General features: G+C 65.8%; 17 protein-coding genes. 12 read left to right on the forward strand and 5 right to left on the reverse strand.

Annotation, left to right across the window (positions count from 1 at the left end; genetic code table 11):
• Window positions 1-33 precede the first annotated feature (33 nt).
• The 6 genes from BG61_RS17100 to BG61_RS17125 all read left to right on the forward strand — a co-directional run bounded on the left by BG61_RS17100 (window position 34) and on the right by BG61_RS17125 (window position 8,383).
• Window positions 34-1,194 (forward strand): polysaccharide biosynthesis/export family protein, encoded by a 1,161-nt coding sequence (locus BG61_RS17100; RefSeq protein WP_035931179.1) that lies wholly within the window; start codon window positions 34-36, stop codon window positions 1,192-1,194.
• A gap of 66 nt (window positions 1,195-1,260) precedes the next feature.
• On the forward strand, window positions 1,261-3,486 hold the full coding sequence (locus tag BG61_RS17105) for a polysaccharide biosynthesis tyrosine autokinase (protein WP_035931045.1): 2,226 nt from the start codon (window positions 1,261-1,263) through the stop codon (window positions 3,484-3,486).
• A gap of 69 nt (window positions 3,487-3,555) precedes the next feature.
• Window positions 3,556-4,674: a GDP-mannose 4,6-dehydratase gene (gmd, locus tag BG61_RS17110; RefSeq protein WP_035931046.1), complete on the forward strand. Its 1,119-nt coding sequence runs from the start codon at window positions 3,556-3,558 to the stop codon at window positions 4,672-4,674.
• 6 nt (window positions 4,675-4,680) lie between these two features.
• Window positions 4,681-5,637, forward strand: a complete 957-nt coding sequence (locus BG61_RS17115) for a GDP-L-fucose synthase family protein (RefSeq protein ID WP_035931047.1) — start codon at window positions 4,681-4,683, stop codon at window positions 5,635-5,637.
• A gap of 73 nt (window positions 5,638-5,710) precedes the next feature.
• A complete protein-coding gene (locus tag BG61_RS17120; protein WP_035931048.1) occupies window positions 5,711-6,853 on the forward strand; it encodes a glycosyltransferase family 4 protein in 1,143 nt (380 codons plus the stop codon).
• A 183-nt stretch (window positions 6,854-7,036) separates the two neighbouring features.
• On the forward strand, window positions 7,037-8,383 hold the full coding sequence (locus BG61_RS17125) for a glycosyltransferase WbuB (RefSeq protein ID WP_035931049.1): 1,347 nt from the start codon (window positions 7,037-7,039) through the stop codon (window positions 8,381-8,383).
• 102 nt (window positions 8,384-8,485) lie between these two features.
• On the opposite strand, the gene BG61_RS39280 is transcribed toward BG61_RS17125, so the two are convergent.
• A complete protein-coding gene (locus BG61_RS39280) occupies window positions 8,486-8,968 on the reverse strand; it encodes a hypothetical protein (protein WP_051672590.1) in 483 nt (160 codons plus the stop codon).
• A gap of 439 nt (window positions 8,969-9,407) precedes the next feature.
• Between BG61_RS39280 and BG61_RS17135 the strand changes: the two genes are divergently transcribed.
• Both BG61_RS17135 and BG61_RS17140 read left to right on the forward strand, forming a co-directional pair.
• The gene (locus tag BG61_RS17135) at window positions 9,408-9,962 is read left to right on the forward strand and encodes a DapH/DapD/GlmU-related protein (RefSeq protein WP_051672591.1); all 555 of its coding nucleotides are present in this window, start codon (window positions 9,408-9,410) and stop codon (window positions 9,960-9,962) included.
• A gap of 315 nt (window positions 9,963-10,277) precedes the next feature.
• Window positions 10,278-12,011 carry an FAD-dependent oxidoreductase gene (locus BG61_RS17140; protein ID WP_035931050.1) on the forward strand — a complete coding sequence of 578 codons (1,734 nt, stop codon included), beginning with the start codon at window positions 10,278-10,280 and terminating at the stop codon, window positions 12,009-12,011.
• 48 nt (window positions 12,012-12,059) lie between these two features.
• Here BG61_RS17140 and BG61_RS17145 read toward each other — a convergent pair whose 3' ends face one another.
• Together BG61_RS17145 and BG61_RS17150 are read right to left on the reverse strand one after the other, a co-directional pair.
• The gene (locus BG61_RS17145) at window positions 12,060-13,265 is read right to left on the reverse strand and encodes a glycosyltransferase (RefSeq protein ID WP_035931184.1); all 1,206 of its coding nucleotides are present in this window, start codon (window positions 13,263-13,265) and stop codon (window positions 12,060-12,062) included.
• Window positions 13,266-13,382: 117 nt separating this feature from the next.
• On the reverse strand, window positions 13,383-14,855 hold the full coding sequence (locus tag BG61_RS17150; RefSeq protein WP_035931051.1) for a hypothetical protein: 1,473 nt from the start codon (window positions 14,853-14,855) through the stop codon (window positions 13,383-13,385).
• Window positions 14,856-15,376: 521 nt separating this feature from the next.
• On the opposite strand from BG61_RS17150, the gene BG61_RS17155 reads away from it, so the two are divergent.
• Entirely contained in the window at window positions 15,377-16,519 is a 1,143-nt protein-coding gene (locus BG61_RS17155; RefSeq protein ID WP_035931052.1) for an acyltransferase family protein, read from the forward strand.
• A 70-nt stretch (window positions 16,520-16,589) separates the two neighbouring features.
• On the opposite strand, the gene BG61_RS17160 is transcribed toward BG61_RS17155, so the two are convergent.
• Window positions 16,590-17,831 carry a glycosyltransferase gene (locus BG61_RS17160; protein ID WP_035931185.1) on the reverse strand — a complete coding sequence of 414 codons (1,242 nt, stop codon included), beginning with the start codon at window positions 17,829-17,831 and terminating at the stop codon, window positions 16,590-16,592.
• 321 nt (window positions 17,832-18,152) lie between these two features.
• On the opposite strand from BG61_RS17160, the gene BG61_RS17165 reads away from it, so the two are divergent.
• From BG61_RS17165 to BG61_RS17175, 3 genes are all read left to right on the forward strand, one after another.
• Window positions 18,153-19,400 (forward strand): oligosaccharide flippase family protein, encoded by a 1,248-nt coding sequence (locus BG61_RS17165; protein ID WP_035931053.1) that lies wholly within the window; start codon window positions 18,153-18,155, stop codon window positions 19,398-19,400.
• Window positions 19,400-20,479 carry a glycosyltransferase family 4 protein gene (locus tag BG61_RS17170; protein ID WP_035931054.1) on the forward strand — a complete coding sequence of 360 codons (1,080 nt, stop codon included), beginning with the start codon at window positions 19,400-19,402 and terminating at the stop codon, window positions 20,477-20,479. The genes BG61_RS17165 and BG61_RS17170 overlap by 1 nt, the downstream gene beginning before the upstream one ends.
• A gap of 303 nt (window positions 20,480-20,782) precedes the next feature.
• Entirely contained in the window at window positions 20,783-21,604 is an 822-nt protein-coding gene (locus BG61_RS17175; protein WP_035931055.1) for an alpha/beta fold hydrolase, read from the forward strand.
• 56 nt (window positions 21,605-21,660) lie between these two features.
• Here the strand turns inward: BG61_RS17175 and BG61_RS17180 are convergent, their stop codons facing one another.
• On the reverse strand, window positions 21,661-22,770 hold the full coding sequence (locus BG61_RS17180) for an MraY family glycosyltransferase (protein WP_035931056.1): 1,110 nt from the start codon (window positions 22,768-22,770) through the stop codon (window positions 21,661-21,663).
• Window positions 22,771-22,986: the final 216 nt, after the last annotated feature.

Genomic DNA, 22,986 nt, shown 5'->3' on the forward strand with positions numbered 1-22,986 from the left:
ACCAACATGCTCAACCAAAAACAATCAAGCACCATGTCGACGACAATCGCTCGCGGCGTGCCTGGCTTCCGGCTCAGCGCTCTGGCTGCGGCCGTCACGCTTTGCACGCTCGTTACCGGATGCAGCCTTTCGCCGGGCATGCGCATGGTGAGCCCGCCGGCGCTCGTCGAAACGAGCCAGGACAACGGCGATCCGGCGAGCGAAGTGCAGATTCCGATCACGCCGATCGATCTCTCGCTCGTGCGCAAGATGCATAGCGCCCAGGCCGCCACGGCAACGGCGGATCCGCTCGCGAACCTGTTTGGCACGGCGGGACCGTACAAGCTCGGCGTGGGCGACGTGCTGCAGATCACGGTCTGGGACCACCCGGAACTCGTGGCGGCCCTCGGCCAGCCGAACCCGACCACGCGCCCCTCGGACGCGGGGCCCGGCTTCGTCGTCGATGCCGACGGCAACCTCCAGTTCCCGTACGTGAGCAAGACCATGCACGTCGCGGGCAAGTCGGCCGAGCAGGTGCAGCGCGAGCTCTACACCGAGCTGTCCAAGGTGTTCGTGAAGCCGCAGGTGACCGTGCGTGTCTCATCGTTCCGCTCGTCGCAGATATACATCGACGGCGACGTGCGCACGCCGGGCGCGCAGACCATCAACGACATTCCGATGACGCTCACCGAAGCGATCGGGCGTGCAGGCGGCTTCGCGCCGACCGCGGACCAGAGCCGCCTCACCCTGATCCGCGACGGCGTGACGTACCCGATCAACGTCCCGGCGCTCGTGGCGAAGGGCAAGAGCCCGTCGAACATCGTGCTCAGGCCGGGCGACATGCTGCGCGTGGATTCGCGCGACGAGAACGGCGTCTACGTGATGGGCGAAGTGACGAGGCCGGCCACCGTCATTCCGATGAGAAACGGCAAGCTCACGCTTTCGGATGCGATCTCGCAGGCGGGCAGCGTGAACCCGGAAACGTCGAATCCGAAGGAGACGTACGTCATTCGCAACGGCCAGACCGACAAGCCCGAGATCTACAAGCTCGACGCGCGCTCGCCGGTTTCGATGCTGCTGGCGAACAACTTCGACCTGCAGCCGAAGGACGTCGTCTATATCGACAACAGCGGGCTCGTGCGCTTCAGCCGCGTGCTCAACCTGTTGTTGCCGGCCATCAACGCAGGTCTGACGGCAGCGATCGTGACGAAGTAATCCATACCAATGGCGCGCCCCGCGCGCGCCGACCCGATGCAATTGTCAGATTGAGCGAGCGACACCATGGCCATGAACTTTGACACGCGATATTCGGACGTCTCGACGGGAGACGAGTTGCGATTATCGGACTATCTGGCGGCCGTTCTCGGCAACTGGAAGCTCGTGACGCTCGTTATGCTCGTCGCGGTTGCACTGGGTACCGCATACGCATTCATCGCGCCGCCGACGTACAAGGCGGACGCGCTGATCCAGGTGGAGGAGAGCAACAACAATAACAACAACGCGAACGCCAACGCGGTGCAGACCGTGTCGCAGATGTTCGACGCGAAGTCGACGACGGCCGCGCAGATCGAGCTGCTGCGCTCGCGGCTCGTCGTCGACGACACCGTGCGGCGCCTGCATCTCGACATCGCGGCCGGACCGCGCTACTTCCCGTTCGTCGGCGGCATGGTGACCAGCGTGCTCTCGACCTTCAGTCTCCCGATGCCCGCGGGCTACATGTCCCGCTTCGCGTGGGGCAACGAGGCGATCGACGTGCCGCTCTTCGACACGCCCAAGGAGCAGTACGGCAAGACGTTCACGCTCGTCGCCGGCGAGCACGGCACTTACGTGCTGAACGATCCGGACGGCATCGCGATCCTGAACGGCAAGGTGGGAGCGGAAGTCACCGGGGCGAGCTCGCTCGGGCCCGTGCGGCTGAAGGTGGACAAGCTCGTCGGCGCCCCCGGCGCGCAGTTCGAATTGCAGCGCGCCTCGACGCTCGGCACCATCGACGCCCTGCAAAAGCGCCTGACCGTGGCCGAGACCGCGCTGCAGTCGGGCATCATCAGTGTGAGCCTGGAAGGCGGCGACAGCCGGCAGACCGCGGCCATCGTGAACAACATCGCGCGCCGCTTCGTGCAGCAGGACGTGGACAAGCGCTCCGCCGAAGCCGAGCACACGCTCGCCTTCCTCGACCAGCAACTGCCCGAGCTGAGGAAGCAGCTCGACGAGTCCGAGCAGCGCTACAACACGTTTCGCAATCGGCAGGGCACGGTCGATCTGAGCGAGGAGAGCCGCCTGTTGCTGCAGCAGATCGTCGACAACAAGACCAAGCTCTCCGATCTGCAGCAGCAGCGCGCCGAGCTTTCGCAGCGGTTCACGGCGAACCATCCGTCGGTGGCGGCGCTCGACGCGCAGATCGGCGCGCTTGCCGGTGCGCAGACGCGCCTCGGCCGCAGCGTCTCCGTGCTGCCCGACACCGAGCAGACCGCCCTGCGCCTGTTGCGCGACGTGCGCGTGAACACGGAGCTGTACACGAACCTGCTGAACAGCGCTCAGCAACTGCGCATCGCCAAGGCGGGGCAGATCGGCAACGTGCGCGTGGTGGACTTCGCCCAGGCCGCCGACGATCCCGTGCGTCCGAAGCGCCTGATCGTGATCCTGATCAGCGCGGGCGTGGGCCTCGTGCTCGGCATCCTCGTCGCGTTCATCCGCAAGGCCCTCTACGGCGGCGTGGAGCGTCCGGAAGAAATCGAGAAGCAGCTCGGCGTGCGCGTGTTCGCCATCGTGCCGCGCAGCACCCATCAGTTGCGTCTCCAGCGCAAGGTCGGCATGCGCCGCGAAGGGCTGCACGTGCTTGCCGCACAGGCGCCGGAAGACGCGGCTGTCGAAGGCATTCGCGGCCTGCGCACGTCGCTGCAACTGCAGCTTGCCGATGCGAGGAATAACGTCGTGATGCTGACGGGATCGCGCCCGGAAGCGGGCAAGTCGTTCCTGTCGGTGAACCTCGCGACACTCGTCGCCTCGACGCGCAAGCGCGTGCTGCTGATCGACGGCGACATGCGCCGCGGCGACATCCACTCGCATTTCGGCGTGCGCCATCAGCCGGGTCTCTCCGACGTGCTGATGGGCGCCGACGTATCGGCCGCGATCCTGCACGACGTGCTGCCCGGCGTGGACCTCATCACGAAGGGTTCGCTGCCCTCGCATCCGTCCGAGCTTCTGATGAGCGATCGGCTGGGCGAGATTCTCGACGACCTGAAGCTGCGCTACGACCTCGTGATCGTCGACACGCCGCCTGTCCTCGCCGTCACCGATGCGACGGTGATCGGCAAGCATGCCGGCACGAGCCTGCTCGTCGTGCGCCACGGCAAAAACCAGGTGCAGGAGATAGGCGAAACCATGAAGCGCCTGCACCACGGGGGCGTGAACATGAAGGGCGTGCTGCTCACCGACGTACCCCAGTCGAAGATGTTGATGGGCAGCACCTATGCCGGCTACTACGGATACGAAAGCATTTCCGAATGACATGCCGGTGAAGGACGCGGCGCGCGTCCCCGCGCGCGCCGCATTGCAATCGCAACCGCGAGGTAGACAATGAATCGCAAAGTCGCATTGATCACCGGCATCACCGGGCAGGACGGGTCTTACCTGGCCGAGCTGCTGATGGCGAAGGGCTACGAGGTGCATGGCATCAAGCGCCGCAGTTCGCTCTTCAACACGGACCGCATCGATCATCTGTATCGTGATCCGCATGAAGCGGGCCAGCAGCTTTTCCTGCATCACGGCGACCTGACCGATTCGTCGAGCATCCTGCGCATCGTGCAGCGCGTGGTCCCCGACGAGATCTACAACCTCGCGGCGCAGAGCCACGTGGCGGTGTCGTTCGAGGAGCCGGAATACACGGCGAACGCCGACGGCCTCGGCGCGCTGCGCATTCTCGAAGCGATCCGCATTCTCGGGCTCGAAAAGAAGACACGCTTCTATCAGGCGTCGACCTCCGAACTCTACGGCCTCGTGCAGGAAACGCCGCAAAAGGAAACCACGCCGTTCTACCCGAGAAGCCCGTATGCGGTCGCGAAGCTCTACGCGTACTGGATCACGGTGAACTATCGCGAAGCCTACGGCATGTACGCGTGCAACGGCATCCTGTTCAATCACGAGTCGCCCGTGCGCGGCGAGACGTTCGTCACGCGCAAGATCACGCGCGCCATCGCGCGCATCGCGGTGGGACTTCAGGACGACCTGTATCTCGGCAACCTGTCCGCGCTGCGCGACTGGGGTCATGCGCGCGACTACGTCGAGATGCAGTGGATGATGCTGCAGCAGGAATACGCGGACGACTTCGTGATCGCGACGGGCGTGCAGTACAGCGTGCGCGACTTCGTGCAGCAGGCGGCTGCCGAGCTCGGCGTGCATGTGCGCTTCGAAGGCGAGGGCGTGGATGAAGTGGGTGTTGTCGATCGCGTGGAAGGCCGCGAAACGAAGCTCTCGCCGGGTAACGTGATCGTGCGCGTCGATCCGCGCTACTTCCGGCCGACCGAGGTCGAAACCCTGCTGGGGGATCCTTCGAAAGCTCACGCGAAACTCGGCTGGCGTCCGACGACAACGTTTTCGTCCCTCGTGAAGGAGATGGTGCGCGCCGATTTCCAGATCGCGCGGCGCGACGCGCTCGTCACGCTGGCGGGTTTCAAGGCTCTCGAACATCACGAGTGAACGGCCATGGACAAGAACGCACGCATCTTCGTCGCGGGACACAGGGGCATGGTCGGGTCGGCGCTCGTGCGCCATCTCGCGGACGCGGGCTATCGCAACATCGTGACGCGCACCAAGGCGCATCTCGATCTCATCGATCAGGGCGGCGTGAATCTCTTCTTCGAGGAGGAGCACATCGACGTGGTGTTTCTCGCGGCGGCGCGCGTCGGCGGCATCCTCGCGAACTCGACGATGCCCGCGTCGTTCATCTATGAGAACCTCGCGATCGAAACGAACGTGATTCACGCCGCATGCCGCCTGAGCGTCTCGAAGCTGATCTTCTTCGGCTCGTCGTGCATCTATCCGAAGGCGTGCCCGCAGCCGATCAGGGAAGAGTACCTGCTCACCTCCGCGCTCGAACCGACCAATGAGGCGTACGCGATCGCGAAGATCGCGGGGCTCAAGCTCTGCGAGTCGTACAACCGCCAGTACGGCACGAAGTTCGTCTCGCTGATGCCGACCAACCTCTACGGCCCGAACGACAACTACGACCTGCAGAGCAGCCACGTTCTGCCCGCGCTCATCAGGAAGGCGCACGAGGCGAAGCTGCGACGCGAGAGCGCGCTTTGCGTCTGGGGCTCGGGCACGCCACGGCGCGAGTTCCTGCATGTCGACGATCTGGCCGCGGCCGCCGCGTTCCTGATGGAGAGCGATGTCGGCGAGGGGCTCTTCAACGTCGGCGTGGGCGAGGACCTGACGATCCGCGAGCTTGCGCAGACGGTGTGCCGTGTGGTCGGCTTCGAGGGCGAGCTGGTGTTCGATGCGACCAAGCCCGATGGCACGCCGCGCAAGCTGCTGGATGTATCGAAGCTTGCAGCGATGGGCTGGCGCGCATCGATACCGCTCGAAGAGGGCATCCGTGCGACCTATGAGGACTTCCTCGCTCGCGAAGCGACGCCCGCGCCGCGGGCGGTTGCCGCGTGAGCGGGTATTGAGCAATGCCGTAGTGCGAGTAGAGGGCGTAGAGGGCGGCACCACCTCCAGGGAAGACAGAAAAATGGCACCTTCGGTCACGATTTTTCATAACGTCGTCTGGTCCCGTCACAAGGGCGCGGTGCTCTCCGCGCTGCACAGCATTTCGGGCTCGGGCTCGATCCGCTATTCGATGGTTCAGATCGCCGATACCGAGCACGATCGCCTCGGCTTCTCGGAGGTCGACTATTCGTTCCATCGCTACCCGATGAAGAAGCTCTACGACGGCTGCTACGAGGACGTCCCGACCTGGCGGATGGCGGCGCGCCTCACGTGGGAAGTGCTCAGGACGAAGTGCGATCTGGTCGTGCTGCCGGGCTATCACCGCCCCGAGTACTGGGCGATGCTCGCGGCCTGCATCGTGACGGGAAAGCGCCGCGCGGTGTTCTGCGACTCGACGGCGCGCGACCGTCCGCGCCGCATGGTGACGTCGATTCCGAAGCGCCTCTTCTTCTCGTTTTGCGACGGCTATTTCGCGTTCGGCACGCGCAGCCGCGAATATCTGATGTCGCTCGGCGCGAAGCAGGAGAGGATCTTCGTGCCGTGCCAGGCCGCGGCTTTGCCGCGCTCGTTCTCGCCGCAAGCGGCGTTGCCCGATCGCCTGCATTACCGGCAGGGCAACGCGCCCGTGTTTCTCTTCGTCGGGCGGCTGTCGGAGGAAAAGGGCATCGGCACGCTGCTCGAAGCGTTCTCGGGCATCACGGAGCGCGTCCCCGATGCGACGCTGCGCATCGTCGGCACCGGGCCGATGGGCGACGCGCTCAGGCAGAAGGTGGCGGATGCGCGCCTCGGGGCTTCAGTGCATTTTCTCGGCAGCCTGCAGGACGAGCCGCTGTCGCGCGAATACTTCGGGGCGACGTGCATGGTGCTGCCGAGCGTGCGCGAGCCGTGGGGTCTCGTCACCAACGAGGCCCTCTCCCACGGGTGTCCGGTGATCGTGAGCGAGAGCTGCGGCTGCGTGCCGGAACTCGTCATCGACGGTGTCACGGGCTATGCGTTTCCCGCGGGCGATGTCGCGAGCCTGCAGCGCACGATGCTGAAATCGATCGAGGCGTTCGCCGATACCGCGGGCGCCGCGAAGCGCTGCATGGACGTGATCCAGCGCTTCGATCCGCCGTCGGCCGCGGCGAACATCGCGCGCGGCTGCGCACTCATGCTGATGGACTGATGGACTGATGGACTGATGGACTGATGGACTGATCGACTTGATGGACTGATGGATCACTAAAGGGAGGAACAGGAGGTGCGTTGTGCAGGAGGCCCGAGAGGCGCGACATCGCGCGCGGGCTTGCGCCGGATCGCCTTAAACGATGACGCTTGGCGAAGGCGCGATTGTCGGGCGAGGGACCACATGAAAATTCTTATCTACGGGCTTAATTACGCGCCCGAATTGACCGGTACAGGCAAGTACACGGCGGAAATGGCAGAGGCGCTTGCCGGGCGCGGACATGAGGTGCGAGTGGTATGCGCGCCGCCGTATTACCCGGAATGGAAAGTTGCCGAGGGATTCTCGTCGTGGTCGAGCAGCCGCGAAACGCTGCGCGGCGTGCGGCTCTGGCGCGCGCCGCTCTGGGTGCCCGAGCGCCCGAGCGGCATGAAGCGCCTCGTGCACCTCGCGTCGTTTGCGGCCGCATCGCTGCCCTGGCTGATCGCACATGCACTGTGGCGCCCCGATGTCGTGATGACCATCGCGCCAAGCCTGCTCAACGCGCCGGCGGCGCTCGCGCTCAGCTGTCTCACGCGCGCGCGTTCCTGGCTGCATATCCAGGATTTCGAAGTCGATGCCGCGTTCGATCTGGGCCTGCTCAGGAGCGAGCGTGCAGGGCGCATGGCGCTTGCCGTCGAACGCTGGCTGATGCAGCACTTCGATATCGTTTCAACGATCTCCGAGAAGATGATGGACCGCGCGCTGAAGAAAGGTGTCGCGGCCACGAACGTGTTCCATCTGCCGAACTGGGTCGATATCCAGTCGATCTTTCCGCTCGACCGGCCAAGCGCGTTTCGCAGTGAACTCGGCATCGCCGGGGATGCGAAGGTCGTGCTCTATTCGGGCAACATGGGCGCGAAGCAGGGGCTAGACGTGCTCGCCGATGCGGCTGCATCGATGGCCGCACGCGAGGACATCGTGTTCGTCTTCTGCGGCAACGGCGCGACGAAGGCCGAACTGCAACAGCGCTGCGCCGCGCTGCCGAATTGCCGCTTCATGTGCCTGCAGCCGGTCGAGCGGCTCAACGAACTGCTCAATCTCGCGGACATCCACGTGCTGCCGCAACGCGGCGATGTCGCCGATCTCGTGATGCCGTCCAAGCTCACCGGCATGTTCGCGAGCGGCCGTGCGGTGGTCGCGATGGCGCAGCCGGGCACCGAGCTCTTCGACGCCGTGTCCACGCGCGGCGTGACCGTGCCGCCGGAGAACGCAGAGGCGCTGGCGTCGGCGATCGCGATGCTCGCGGACGACCCCGGGATGCGCGCCCGCTTCGGTGCCGAGGGACGTTTCTTTGCGGAAGAGCGGTTGTCGCCGGTGGCGGTGTTCAGTCGTCTCGAAGACAAGCTGATGACGCTGACCGGCGCGCGCGGGCCACAGGTTCAGCCTCAGGCGCCTACGGTCGAAGCGCTCTTGCAGGAAGTCGCGGAGATGCCGTTCGCGCGGGTGAACGAAAGCGCGGTCGTCGTGCAAGGCGCGGACAAGATCGAGTGACGCCGACCGGCAACCCGCCTCGCTGCTTCTGAAATGCACACGACGAAAAGGCCGTTCCGGTGAAGACCGGAACGGCCTTGTTTCATGGTGCAACGCGTTGCGCTACCACGGCGACTTGTAGATTTCCCTCGCGCGCGCGGGCGCGGGCGGCTTGGCGCCGGCGGGCGGCCGGTACAACGCCGCGGCGGCGCCCTCGGGCGACATCGCCTGTGCATTGCGATTGCGCGCGAGCGGACGAAGCTGGACCGCGCCGCCGGGAATCCGGTCGACGCCGTCCTGCTGTGCGAGCAGCTTGTCAGTGGGCGTCGTGCCGCGCGCTGTCTGCGCATTCGTGACGGGTCCGCGCTGTCCGCCCTTGCCGTCCACCGGCGAACCGTACGGATCGGTGTAGGTCTTCGGGCTGCCGAGCAGATCGAGCTCGGTCGCGTTGCCGCCCGCCTGGCCGCTTGCGACCGCGTCCGCGAGCGTGGCCGCATGTGCGCGCGGTGAAACCGCGAGCGCTGCGCAGGCGCAGAGCGCGCAGACAGCGGTGATGGCAGCGGTTCTGTCGAGCGGGAGCGGCGTTGAACGGATCGCGCGTTTCATGGTGTCTCCAGTGCGTCCCGAGGGAACGTGACGGTGGATGGGCGTGCCCGCTTCAGTGCGTCGGCGCACGCGTTCGATGCTGCCGCGCATACATGAAAACAGCATATTCCGCGTGCCCGCCCGCTAACGCCAAAAGGCTTTCCCGAGCGGCCATTCGTGCTGTAGCGCACGCGGGCTTGCGCACGCTTGAACCATAATCGATTCACCAAAGGTAATTTCAAATGACCAATGAGAGGCGCCCCGTTCGCGGCATCGAGCGCCCCTTCGATCACGGGACTCATCGCATCGGCAGCGCGCGGCAATGCCCGTTTCGGCATGTGTCGCGGGCAGCGGCATCAACGCGGGGATCGGTCAAATGGACAGGGCGGTTGAAGGGAGTTGCGAGGATTGCGTCGGCCATGACGGTGCGGGCGCAAGCCTGCCGCACCGTACGGAGTCAATGGCGGGCAGGGTGATCGATCTCGCGAAGGCGGGTCCGGGAAACTACGTGGCGAAGCGCGGCTTCGCCATCGAGCTTGCATGGTTCTTCGTCGAGGCGTGCGTCATCAACAACAAGCTGATGCCCGTGTCGTCGATCCGCGTCGCGCTCCTGCGCGCCTTCGGCGCGCGCATCGGCCAACACTGCCGCATGCCGCATCCCGTTCGCGTGAAGGCGCCGTGGAATCTCGAAGTCGGCGACAACTGCTGGTTCGGCGTCGATGCATGGATCTACAACCAGACGACGATTCGCATCGGCTCCAACGTTTGCGTCTCGCAAGGCGCGTTTCTCACCACGGGATCGCACGATGCCGCAGGCAACATGGACCTGCGCGTCGCACCGATCGTGATCGAGGACGGCGTGTGGATCACCTCGAAATGCGTGGTGCAGATGGGCGTGACGATCGGGCGCTCGGCCCTCGTCACGCCGCTGTCGGTCGTGCATCGCTCGCTCGCGCCGGAAGGCGTGTACGGCGGGAATCCGGCGCGCTTCATCAAGAAGCGCTTTCCCACATGAGTCGTGCGGCGCGGGCGTCGTCCGATGCCCGCGGCGATCGGTCCGGCCCGCGTGCCGGCCGCAGGTTCCGGTTCAGACATCACGGGAGGCATTGAAGAACGTTCCCGCTGCCGCGCGCGCAGCCACGGGCTGGCATTGCGCGTCGAGACTAGCGGGTGAGGTCGGCCGAATCCTGCACGGGCGTTGCGGCAGCATGCGCCGGCATGGCGAGCGAGGTCCGCCAGGCAGGAGCGGCGATTGAATGGCGATTCACGACGGCGAATGGTTCGATCGATGAACCTCGGGCGCCGACGAGCACGAGAGAGGGAACGGGGCATGTTCATCGACAGCCGGAATGTAGAAGAGCGGGCAGTCATAGAGACCACGGTTTGCATCATTGGCGCGGGCGTTGCGGGAATCACGCTCGCACTCGAACTGGAGCGGCAGGGCATCGCGGCATGCGTGCTGGAAAGCGGCGGATACAAGGCCGACGACGAGACGCGCGACCTGTATCGCGGGGAAAACGTCGGCGTGCCGTACGAGTTCGCCGACGGCTGCCGCAGCCGGTTTCTCGGCGGCAGCAGCAACTGCTGGGGCGGCTGGTGCCGTCCGCTCGATCCGTGGGACTTCGAGAAGCGCGACTGGGTGAAGGACAGCGGCTGGCCCTTCGGCCTCGACGAACTGCGCCCGTACTATGCGCGCACGCACAAGTGGCTGAGGCTCGGCGAGAACAACTTCGACCCCGCGTACTGGGAATCGGCGATTCATCGCGAGGACGTGAAGCGGCATCCGTTTCCGAGCGGCAAGGTGCGCGACACGATTTCGCAGTTCAGCACGCCGGTGCGCTTTGGCAAGGTGTATCGCGAGCAACTGGTGAAAGCGCGGCACGTGCGCGTCTTTCTGCACGCGAATGCGCTCGACATCGGCACCGACAGCGAAGCGAAGACCGTCACCGAAATCGACGTGGGCACGCTCAGCGGGCGCCGCTTCACGGTCAAGGCAAGCCTCTTCGTGCTCGCGACGGGCGGCATCGAGAACGCGCGCCTCCTGCTCGCGTCGAACCGGGTGCAGGCGGCGGGGCTTGGCAACGGCAACGATCTGGTGGGCCGCTATTTCATGGACCATCCGCGCATCATGTCGGGCAGGGTCGAGTTCAGGAAGGCATGGACGCACAACAAGCTCTACGACATCAAGTATCACTATCAGAACACGGCGGTCGCGGCGCACGGCACCTACATCTCGTCGCAGTTCGCGCTGACGAAGGACGTGCTCGAGCGCGAGAAGCTGCTGAACGCGAGGGCGTGGTTCTATTCGGTCTTTCGCGGCGAGAACACCGCGGGTTCCGAGGCGCTGATCCGCTGCAAGCAGGCGCTCCTGAAGAAGGACCAGCCTGGCTGGAACTTCGCATCCGACGTGCTGACCATGATGACGCATCCCGTCGACACGGCATGCTTCGGCCTCGCGCGCATGCTGCAGCCGCGTCCGCTCATCACGGAGGTGAAGATCCAGACCATCGTGGAGGCGGAGCCCAACCGCGACAGCCGCGTCACGCTGTCGGAACAGAAGGACCGGCTCGGGCTCAATCGCGTGAAGGTGGACTGGCAGGTCACCGATCTCGTCAAGCGCACGTTCGATCGCACGGTCGAATTGATCGCCGACGAACTCAGACGCGGCGGCGTGGCCGACGTGACGCTCGACGAGCCGCTCGAAGGCAGGCCGTGGCCCGCGCAGCTCGAAGGCACGTGGCATCACATGGGCACGACGCGCATGCACGATTCACCGAAGGAAGGCGTCGTCGACAGGAACTGCAAGGTGCACGGCATCGGCAATTTCTATATCGCCGGGAGTTCGGTGTTTCCGACGGTCGGCGCGAACTTCCCGACCATCACGATCACCGCGCTCACGCTGAGGCTTGCCGAACATCTCGTACGCTCGCTCAAGGGCGCGAACGTGCCGGATGCAGTGAGCGAAGCTGAAGACGCGACCGTGCCGCAGGAAGAGGCGCTGCCGTTCGCCGCATCGGCGTTGCAGATGCCCGGCGACCTCGCGTTGCGGATGCAGAAGGACTAGGCAGTACGGGACACCCGCCGCAGGCTGAATCGCGCGGCGGGTCGTTCTTCAGCGCTCGAGCGAAGCCGCTTGCACGGGCGCGCCGAATGCGTCGTCGCGATGGCGCGCGCCCGCGCGCAGCACGCGCACGAGATCCCTCGACATCGCATCGACCGTGAAGCGCTGCGTGAACGTGGCGAGCGCCTGCGCACGCATCGCGGCGGCGGCAGCGGGCTCCATGCACAGCCAGCGATGCAGCATGCAGGCGGTGCCGTCGACGGTATCCGTTTCCACGATGCCCGCGCCGTCCGCCCTGACTTCGCGCCAGATGTTCACCTTGTCGGAAATGAGCACCGGCAGCGCGCAGCCTAGCGCCTCCGCCACCGCGATGCCGAAGTTCTCCTGATGCGACGGCAGCGCGAACGCATCGCTTGCATGGAACGCGCCCCACTTCAGGTCGCCCGTGAGCATGCCGGTCCACGTGACGCGATCCGCAATGCCGAGCGCGGCCGCGAGCGCGCGCAGCTGCGCGCCCCATTCGCCGCCGTCCGGTCCCGCCATCACGAGATGCGCCCTTGCGTCGATGTCGCGCACGGCGGCGAACGCCTCGAGCAGCAGGTCGCATCCTTTCTTCTCGTGGATGCGGCCGAGAAAGAGGATCAGGCGCTTGTCGGCGAGTTGCGGATGGGCGGCGAAAAACAGCGCGCGCAGGCGCGCGCGATCCGTGGGCGGCGGCTGGGTGCCGAACGCCACGACTTCCTCGTTCGCGCGATAGAGCCTGAACGACTGGCGCGCGAGCACGCGCTCCTCCTCCGCGGTGAAGAGGACCCGCTCGGCGTCGCGCAGCACGCGGTATTCGGCCCACGGCCAGTAGAGGCATTTCTTCAGGTGCTTGAGCGGATAGGTTCGCTTGAACCACGGATCGAGCATGCCGTGCGGAAACACGTAGTAGGGCACGCCGGTGCCGCGCAGCGCCTTCCATGCGCCGAAGCTGTGGTATTGCCACAGGCCGTTGACGATCACGGCATCGAACTGGCTCGCGTGATCGCGAAGCCAGGGAACGAGGCGCGGGCAGAGGCCGTAGTTGCCGCTCGAGGGCCCGAGCGCGTGCAGCTTCAGGGGGAACGCGTCGAGCCAGGGCGCCAACGGGTCGTCGAGCGTGGCGACTTCGACTTCGTGGCCCGTCGATGCGAGGCTGATGCCGCTTTGCCGGACGCCTTCGGTCGGGCCGCCGGCGCGCGGGTCGATGGTCGACAGCAAATGGAGGATCTTCATGGGCTTCGCCGGTTGGTCCTTGCCCGCACCTTGCCTTTCACAGGAGGCGCGGAACATCGAAAACGTTCAGGGCACCCTGGCGCGGGAGCGCGGGCGCCTGACAACAGCCGCCAGTCGTCACGCGGGCGGCGCGATCGTGCTCGCGCCGCCGGGCGGCTCGCCGCGCTCATCCTCGTGTTCATGTTGCCTGAGGCGCGGCGCCGCAGCGCCCGCATACGACGGCGGCAGCATCTCCCGCGGCTCCTCGTACGGCCAGCTTCCCTGTGGCGCCGCGCCGTAGACGGGTCCATGCATGGCGGCGTTCGCCGCCGTGCGCATGCGCATCGCGTGGGCGATGCGCGAGAAGCTCGCGACCAGCAACCCGAGCGCGATGCCGAACACGAGGCCCGAAAAGCGGTTGCCGAGCGGATTGCCGCCGACCGACGTCGCGGGCAACGCCGCGAGCACCATCAGCGCGCGGCCGAGCACGGGGAGGAACAGCACGTCGGGTGCGCGGCGCCGCCACGCGCGATAGGCCATCGCGCCGCGATACAGCGCCCAGAGCACGGCGGCCGGCAGGCCGATCCCGAACAGCACGCCGCCCGCGAAGAACTGATAGACCCAGAAGTTGTGACCTGCTGCCCATTCCTTGATCGCGTAGAAATCCTTCGCCGTCATCTGCCCCGCAAGATACGGCAGATACGCGGGCGAATAGTGGTAGTTGTGGCCGTAGCCCTTGCCCGCGAGAAGCGAGACCGCCGACGACGTGGTCTGGTCGTACTGGTCTTTCATTTCGGCGAGGCGGGTGATCGTGGTCGGATCGCGTCCCGACGTGGTTTCCGTCGACGCGAAAATGCGCTGCGCCCAGTGCTCCGCGACGCTCGGGAAGAACGCGGCCGACGCGAAGGCCATCGCGCCGAGCAGCACGCCGATCATCGCCGCGCGCGCGCCCGCCTTGAGCATGTGCCTGAGGGACGGCGAAGCGATCCAGGTCGCGAACACGAACAGCAGCACGGTGCCGACGAGCAGGCTTCGCGTGACGCTCAGCAGTTCGATGACGATGGTCGCGAGAAAGAGCGCGACGGTGAACTTCGTCATGCGCTTGGCGACCACGAACTCGTGCAGCAGCAATCCCTGCAGGCACAGGAACGTGACGGAGACGATCCTGAAGCGCACGTTTTCGAGTCCCCCGCCCGTCGCCATGCCGTACGCGAAGCTGAATACGAGCGACACCACCATCGACCAGAACATCACCTTCTCGATCTGCTCGACGCGCTCCTGATTCCACGGATGGCAGCCGACGAAGTAGCCGAGCAGAAGCAGCAGGAAGGGCAGGAGCACGCGCAGGTAATTGCCGATGTCGTTGCCCTGCAGGAGTTGCGTGACCGCGCTGCCGGCGATGGTGAGCATGAGCGCCGCCGTGACGAAGCGGCGCAGCCGCGAGCGGCGCGTAATGCGCGGCGCAAGCAGCACGAGTACGAGCCCCGCGGCCACCGAGGGCAGCACGAGCAGGATCTGGATGACCTTGCTCCCCGTTTCCCCGCCCTTGTAGTCGAACGCGAGGGGAAGCAGGAACATCCAGATCCAGAACAGGGCGTACTTGTTGCGCATTGCGTTCTCTCTCAGGTCCCGAAGCCTTTCAGGCTCTCCATTGCCTCCGAAGCCGCCGTCCGCGCGTGAAGCCGTCGCTGCGCCCCGGGCACGGTTCCGATTTCACGGCCGTTTCCGGCGCCCCATTTGTGGGTTGAATATATCAGCGGCCCGGCGCCGCTGCGTTTGGGCGGGCGCTTTACGACTAGTCTTCGGCGCGAAACGACAGGCGCCTGTGTGCGGCGCGCCACGCTCGACGCCCATGCGCGATACCCGCTGCGTTCTGGTGTGACCAATGGCCGCCAACGACGGCATGTTGGCGGATCGAAGGGGATTTCCGGGCCGAAGATTCAAGTGCCGGAAACGGCGAGACCGACGCATTCTCGCGATGAGCGTGCGCGCCAGGATTCGGGACAGCAAGGCTTGTGGCATCCGGCCCGTGGCCAGCGGGCCCGCAATAAACAGGTCCTTCATTCGAGCGCGAATGCTGCACTTGCGTGAGGACCGCGATCAGACAAGACCTTCGCAGAAGGGGGAAGGCCATGAGCTTGTTCGGCGCGACACGCGTGCAGGGACCCAATCGATCGATCGAACTCGATTTCATCCGGGGACTCGCAATCATCGCAGTGATGGGCTTTCACTTCCATTCGTATCCGACCGGCAGCGCGTTCATCGCGGCGATCGAATTTCCGCTCAAGAGCTTCGGACACGAAGGCGTCAACCTGTTCTTCACGCTGTCGGGCTTTCTCGTCGGCGGGCTGCTGCTCAAGCAGTACGCGCAGGACGGGCGCATCGACGCGGGACGCTTCATCGTGCGGCGGATGTTCAAGATCTGGCCCGCCTACTACGTGCTGATCCTCTTCCATGTGTTCGCGGGCCGCCATCCGGCGAGCAGTTTTCTCGTGCAGAACCTGACGCACATGCAGAACTATTTCGGCTCGTCGATCGCGCAGACGTGGAGCCTCGCCGTGGAGGAGCATTTCTATCTGTTCCTGCCGGTGCTGCTGATCCTGTTCGCGCGGTTGCGGCTGCGCGCCAACGCGATTCTCGGCATCCTCTTCGCGATCTGCGCGCTCGTCCTCGTCGTGCGCACGGCCGCCGTCTCGGGCGGAGACCTGCAGGGAACGTTCTTCTACACGCAATACCGCATCGACAGCCTGCTGTTCGGCGTGATCCTCGCGGGCGTGTACTGGCTCAAGCCCGCGGCCTATCGCTGGATCGCGGCGAAGAAGAAGACGCTCGTCGCGATCGTGGTTGCGCTCGTCGCATGGATCTCGTTCGGCACGCAGAACCTGGCGCTCGACCAGAGCATCGGCTACACGATTCAGGCAATCGGCTTCTGCGCGCTCATCGTGCTCACGCTGGAGTATTCGGGCGCGATCCGCACGTCGATGATCTATCGGGCGATCGGCTGGATCGGCCTCTATTCGTACGGCATCTACCTGTGGCATTCGCTCGCGCTCGCGCCGGGCGACATGCTGATCCGCAAGGCGGCGGCGATGGGGCTGCCGGCCATCCCGTCATGGGGCGTCATCATGGCGGCGCAGTTCGCCATTGCGATCATCGTGGGGTATGTCACCACGCGCGCAGTGGAGTTTCCGTTCCTGCGCATGCGCGACGCGTTCTTTCCGGCGAAGCGCAAGGGCACGATCGACGTGCCCGCCGTGGGGGGCCAGGCGTCGTGAGGGACGCGGCTGTCTGACTTCCGGGTAACGAACGCGTTCGGGAAGGAGTTCCGCGGCGGCGCCGCGGCGCTCAGGCGATGACCTGCTTGAGCGTCTGCCTGAGCGTCTGCTTGAACTGGCCGAGCGTGTTGCGCTCGAGCAGATGCCGCCCTTCGGGCAGCGGCTCGCGCGGGCCAGCGAGCACGCGGTCGAGCGCGCCGTTGATCGCCGCAGCCGAGAGGTCGTCGATCACCGGGCCCAGTTCCCCCGTGCGGCAGAACCAGCCGATGAGTCCGTCGGCTGTCGCGATCACGGGCTTGCCGAAGCGATACGCCTGCACGAGCACGCCGCTCATGCCGTAGTGCCCCTTGTAGCCGAGCCACACCGCGTCGCAGGCGGAGAAAAGATCGAGTTCCGTTTCGCCCGATATGAAGCGGTCCATCACGACAGGCGCGGGGACGAGCTTCGCCACCGCCTCGCGCAGCGGCCCGCGCACGTCCTCGTCCTGCGCGCCCGCGATCACGAGCGTCGGCGCATGCGCATCGCCCGGGCGGGCCGCGAGCGCGCACGCCAGTTCGAAGACGCCCTTGCGAGCGGTGATCGCGCCGTATACGAGCACGTGCCTGCCTTCGCCCAGGCCGAGCCGCGCCTTCGCGAGCGCTGGTTCGGCGGCGCATGCATCGGGAAACGGATCGGCGAGATAGTCGATCGCCGCATCCCGTGGCGCGCGACCGGCATGGCCGCGCGCGATGGCCGACCACCACTCGGTGAGCGTCGGGTCGATGGTGAGGAGCGTCCTGAGTCCGGCCGTGCGGATTGCGCGCACGAAGAGCCGCGCCTTGAGCGCATTGACGAGCGGCCGCCGCGGCGCCTTCACGCCCACCTCGCAATGATGAAAGTTCGAGCGCATCGTGATGCCGACCCATGGCGTCGAGCCGAACGGCGACCCCAGAAACGGCAGCGCGAGAAAGAAATAGTCGACGTACGGCACGACCACGAGCGCGACGGACCGATCACGGCTGACGACGCGAAACGCGTGCCGGAAATCCTGATGAAACCGCACATAGCTGATGGACGACAAACCCCGCCGGCTCGTGCGAGCCGGCGGAGCGACGAGCGCGATCTCCAGCTGCGGCCGCGCCCCGCCACGGATTGCCTCGACGAGCGGATGGCCGGCGTTGGCCGGCGACGTCACGATCACGCAGCGATAGCCGGCCTCCACGTAGGCATGCGCCGCCCATTCGGCGTAACGCCAGCGATGGCCGCTGAAATCGGGCTCGATGATGAGAACGGTGTCCTCTGGCATCGCGTCGGTGGCGTCCGTGGTGTCCATGGCATCCGTCATGTCGATGACAATGTGCATACAAATCAACACTAGCATCGCCCCCTCGCACACGGCCGCCAATGTCCAGCGTTTTTCGGGCGTTGCCTGCGCGTCGCGCGCATCGGGCCGATTTCGACTACGCGTTGGCGTCCGCATCGCGCACGGCCACGGTACCTTTTGCTGACTTGTGCTATCAACAGACGCATGGCGCCGGGCGTGGCAGCCCGCGGTGCGCAAGCGTTCTTTCAGCGCGTACGGCGAGCATGGGCCGTGCGCGCGAGGCGCGGAGCGCCGCGTTTTTCGCAACGTCCAGCAGCGCGGGGAAGTTCAGTGAGATCAGTCCGGCTACCGTTTTTTCCGGCGCGTGCCCGCTTCGATCACGATGCGGCGTTCTGGGTGCTGCTGCAACAGGTGGTGGTGCGCGGCCTCGTCGCGGTCAAGTTTCTAGCGATCGGCCGCATTCTCGGGCCCGAGGCGATCGGCGCCGTGAGCGTGGCCCTGCTCGCGGTGGCGATCGCAGAATCACTTTCCGACACCGGACTCGCGCAAGCCGTCGTGCAGGGCAACGAAGTGCCGAGCCATAGCGAACTGGGCGCCGTATGGACGACGCTCGCCGCGCGCGGTGCGCTGATCGGATTGCTGCTCGCCGCGCTCGCCCCGTTCATGGGCAGCCAGTTTCACCTGAGCGGCTCGATCGGGCTGCTCCTTGCCGCTGCTGCGCTGCCGCTCGTGCGCGGGGTCGCGTCGCCCGCATATTTCATCGTGACGCGTCAGCGCGGCTTCCAGAAGATCGCGGGCATCGAGACATCAGCGGCGTTCGCGGACTGTGCGATCGGTCTCGTGTGCGCGCTCGCCGGCGCGGGCGCCTACTCCGTGCTGATCGGCCTCATCGCGGGCGACATGCTCAAAACCACGCTCACCTGGACCACCATGTCGCCGCGCCCGCCGCTCAGGCCTTCGTTCGCAGGCATCGGGCACTACGTGAATTTCAGCCGCTGGATCTGGGCGGGCAGTGTCGTCAATCTTCTGCTGAATCAGTTCGACAAGGTGATCGTTGCGAAGCTGCTCGGGCCGCTGCAACTGGGCGCGTACCAGATGTCGTCGAAGCTCGCGCAGATGCTGCTCGCCGACGCCGCCATCGCGATGTCGCAGTACCTCTTTCCCACGTTCTCCGAGCATCACCGCAAGGACGTGCACGCGGCGCGGCGCCTTTTTTACCGCTATCTCGTGCTTGCGGCGATCGGCCTTGCGCTGTTCGTGATCGTGCTGCGCCTCGCCGCGCAGCCGCTTTTCGAACTCGTGCTCGGACCGGCCTGGTTGCCCGCCGTGCCGCTCTTCAGGATCTTCGTGATCAACATGGCGATCGGCGCGGTGATCGCGGTCCTGGTGTCGTGGCTGCGCGCGATCGGACTGCCGAAAGTCGCGACGCACGCCTCGATCATCCAGGCGGCCGTGCTGTGCGTGACCGTGCCCGTCGCGATGCATCTGTGGGGCGTGACCGGCATCGCCTGGGCGATGACCCTCGGACTCGGATCGGCTGCGGGCTGGATGCTCTTTCGTATCGTCAGGGAGGCGTGATGCGCATACTTCACCTCGTTCTCGCACCGCGCCTTTCAGGCGCCGAAGTGCTGGCGAAGGATCTTGCGATACATCAGCAAAAGAGCGGGGAGACAGTGGGCATCGCGGCGCTCACGCCGCAGCACGACGACTTCGCCGCGCTTCACGGCGAGCTGGTCGCGAGCGGCGTGGAGTGTCTTTTTCCGCAGCGCATGTACGGCCGCTTCGGCAAGCTGTGGAATCTTTACCGCACGCTCAGGCGCTATCGTGCCGACGTGGTCTTCGCGCACGCGACCATTCCCGCGTTCTACGCACGGGCGTTGCCGCTCGCGGTGCCCGTCGTCTACGTGATGCATTCCGCGACCAACGATTTCGAGCGCGATCTCTTTCGGCGCGTCGAGCGCGTGCTGTCGAGGCGCGCGCGGGCGGTGATCGCGGTGTCGCCGGCCAATATCGACGATTACGTCGGTGCGGTCGGCCGCCACCCTTCGATGACCCTCATCCCGAACGGCGTCGACATGGCGCGCTTCGCGAGCCGTGCGTACGAGGCGATCGAAGGACGTGCGCAGATCGTGCAGATCGGCCGCTATACGTCGGTGAAGAACCAGCTTTCGACGGTGCATGCGTTCGAGCGCGTCGTCGAGCGTGAGCCGCTGGCGCGGCTTCTCCTGTGCGGCGTGATCGAGGACCCGGCGTACCACGCGGCCGTGGGCGATCTGGTCGAGAAGCTCGGCCTGTCGGAGCGGGTGAGCCTGCAGGGGCCGCGTTCGGATGTCGCCGATCTCCTTCACGCGTCGAACGTGTTCGCGATGCCGTCGCGTTCCGAGGGCCACAGCATCGCGTTTCTGGAGGCGCTCGCCTCGGGCGTGCCGGTTGTCGCGAGCACGATTCGCCCGTTTGGCTTCGCCGCCGATTTTCCCGGCGTGCGCCTCTGCGATCCCGACGACACCGCCGCCTACGCGGACGCGCTCGTCACCGCGCTGCACGAGCCGCGCTCGCAGCGGCCGCTCGGCGGGCTGACGCTCGCGGATACGGCCGCACGCTATCTGGCGGTCGCGCACGAGGTGACGCATCGCATGGCGCGCGCGGCACCGGCCTGAGCGGATCGTCCCGCACGCGCAAAAGGAAAGCGGGCCGCTGTGGCCCGTTTTTTTTCGGTTCGTCGCGCAAGACCAGCCGCTTCGCCCCTTTTTTTCTGGGGTACAGTGCGAATCGACTCCTCACAAGCGGAGCGGGAAGGCAGCAACCTCGCTTCGTCACACAAGCATTTCACACTTCCCATGGCGGGCGCCACCGCGCCGGTGCAGTAGCCGGCGCGGCCGCCGATCCGGGTCTTTTGCGCGCGTGCCGGGCCCGGACGCTGGCGCGCCTATCAACGTTGCAACCTCCAAGGAGCCTGTACGATGAACACGATCAAAACGAAAGACGGCACCGAGATCTATTACAAGGACTGGGGCAGCGGCAAGCCGGTGGTGTTCTCCCACGGGTGGCCGCTCGATGCCGACGCCTGGGACGCGCAGATGCTCTTTCTGTCGCTTGCGGGTTATCGCGTGATCGCGCACGACCGGCGCGGCCATGGCCGCTCCGGCCAGCCATCGGAAGGCAACGAGATGGACACCTACGCCGACGATCTCGCCGAGCTGCTCGACACGCTCGACGTGAGCGGCGCGACGCTCGTCGGCCATTCCACGGGCGGCGGCGAAGTGGCGCACTACATCGGCCGGCACGGCACAAAGCGGGTCGCGAAGGCCGTGCTGATCGGCGCGGTGCCGCCGCTCATGCTCAAGACCGAGGCGAATCCGGGCGGCCTGCCGCTCGACGTGTTCGACGGCATCCGCGCGGGCGTCGCAGCGGGCCGCTCGCAGTTCTACAAGGACCTCGCGGTGCCGTTCTACGGCTTCAACCGGCCGGGCGCCAAGGTGTCGCAGGGCGTGATCGACGCGTTCTGGCTGCAGGGCATGCGAGGCGCGATGAAGGGCCAGTACGAATGCATCAGGCAGTTCTCGGAAGTGGACTACACCGAGGACCTGAAGAAGTTCGACGTGCCCACGCTCTTCCTGCACGGCGACGACGACCAGATCGTGCCGATCGGCGCGGCGGCGGAACTGGCGTCGAAGATCGTGAAGGGCTCGACGCTGAAGGTGTATCCGGGCGGCCAGCACGGCATGTGCACCGTCGAGGCGGACAAGGTCAACGCGGACCTGCTCGCGTTCATCGAGTCGTAACGCGACAAACGAGGATCTCAGCGAAGACCGCGGCGAAGGCCGGCCTGGCGCCGGCCTTATTTTTTCAGCGGGTGCGGCCGGCGGAACACCATCCAGCGCGGCACCTTGAAGCGCACGATGCTGATGTAGAGCCAGACGTAGGTGGCAGCGAACACCACCACGAAGCAGAACAGATGCACCGTGTGGCGCCAGAAGAGCGTCGCCGGGATCACGGCGACGAGGCACAGGAGCCAGAGATAGGGCGAAGTCAGCGAATTGCGGCGCGTGAGCTCGCGCGCGTTCTGCGCGCCGACCGCCCAGCGCATCAGCCGCTTGTAGACGAGCATGTGCAGGTGCACGCCGTCGGGGATGCCCGGCGAGATGCCGCGAATGAATTTTTTCCGGTAGATCGAGAAACAGGTCTCGAAGATCGGGTACATGAAGAGCAGCACCGGATACCATGCCGAGACATCGCGGTTGCGCATGACGAGCATGATCGCCAGTTCGGCCAGCATGAAGCCGACGAAGTACGCGCCGCCGTCGCCGAGAAAGATCAGGCCGGCCGGAAAATTCCAGATGAAGAAGCCGATTACCGCGCCCATCATGATGAGCGACGCCGAGAGCACGATCGGGTCGTGCACCTGGAACGCCACATAGGCGAGCGACGCGAACATCATGACCGCGACCATCGAGGCGAGGCCGTTGAAGCCGTCGATGATGTTGATTGCATTGGCGAGCGCCGCCACCGCGAGCACCGTCACCGCGCACGAAATCACCGCGTAGGAGAGGAGGAAGTCGAGCGGCGGCACGCTGATGCGCGTCACGGCGATATCGAGCAGGGCGTAGGCGAGCGCGGCCGCGGCCATCGTGCAGACGAGGCGCACGAGGGGCGTCACGCGCTTGGTCAGGTCTTCGATGAGGCCTGCGAGGAAGGCGGGCATTCCGCACGCGATGATCGCGAGAATGCCGGCGGAGACGGCCGGGTAGCTCCAGCGCAGCTGGATGGCAGAACAGGCGAGGCCGCACACGATGCCCACGCCGCCGATGCGCGGCACGGGCCGCGCGTGGAATTTCTGCACGCCGGCGAGGTCGGTGTCGCCGAGGACTCCCTCGTGAAGATGCGCGAAGCGCACGATCAATAGCGTTACCAGAAGCGAAATCAGAAAAGCGAGCGCGAAACTGAGCATGAAGTAAGGACCTGGCGGTGCTCCGGCGGTGAGAGCCGTTTTTGATGTCGACGGTTTTTCGTTTGACGCGGACAGTATTGTAGTTCGTGGGGTGCTGGCGCTGGCGCTTGGGGTTGTGGGGTTTACGCCGTTTGATGCGCTTGTGCTCCTATGAAACTTGCGTTGTTATTGGTCTATTCGCTTCGCCCCTGTGCGGGGCGGCAGTCACTTTCTTTG

The organism is Caballeronia glathei, assembly GCF_000698595.1.
Lineage (GTDB): Bacteria > Pseudomonadota > Gammaproteobacteria > Burkholderiales > Burkholderiaceae > Caballeronia > Caballeronia glathei.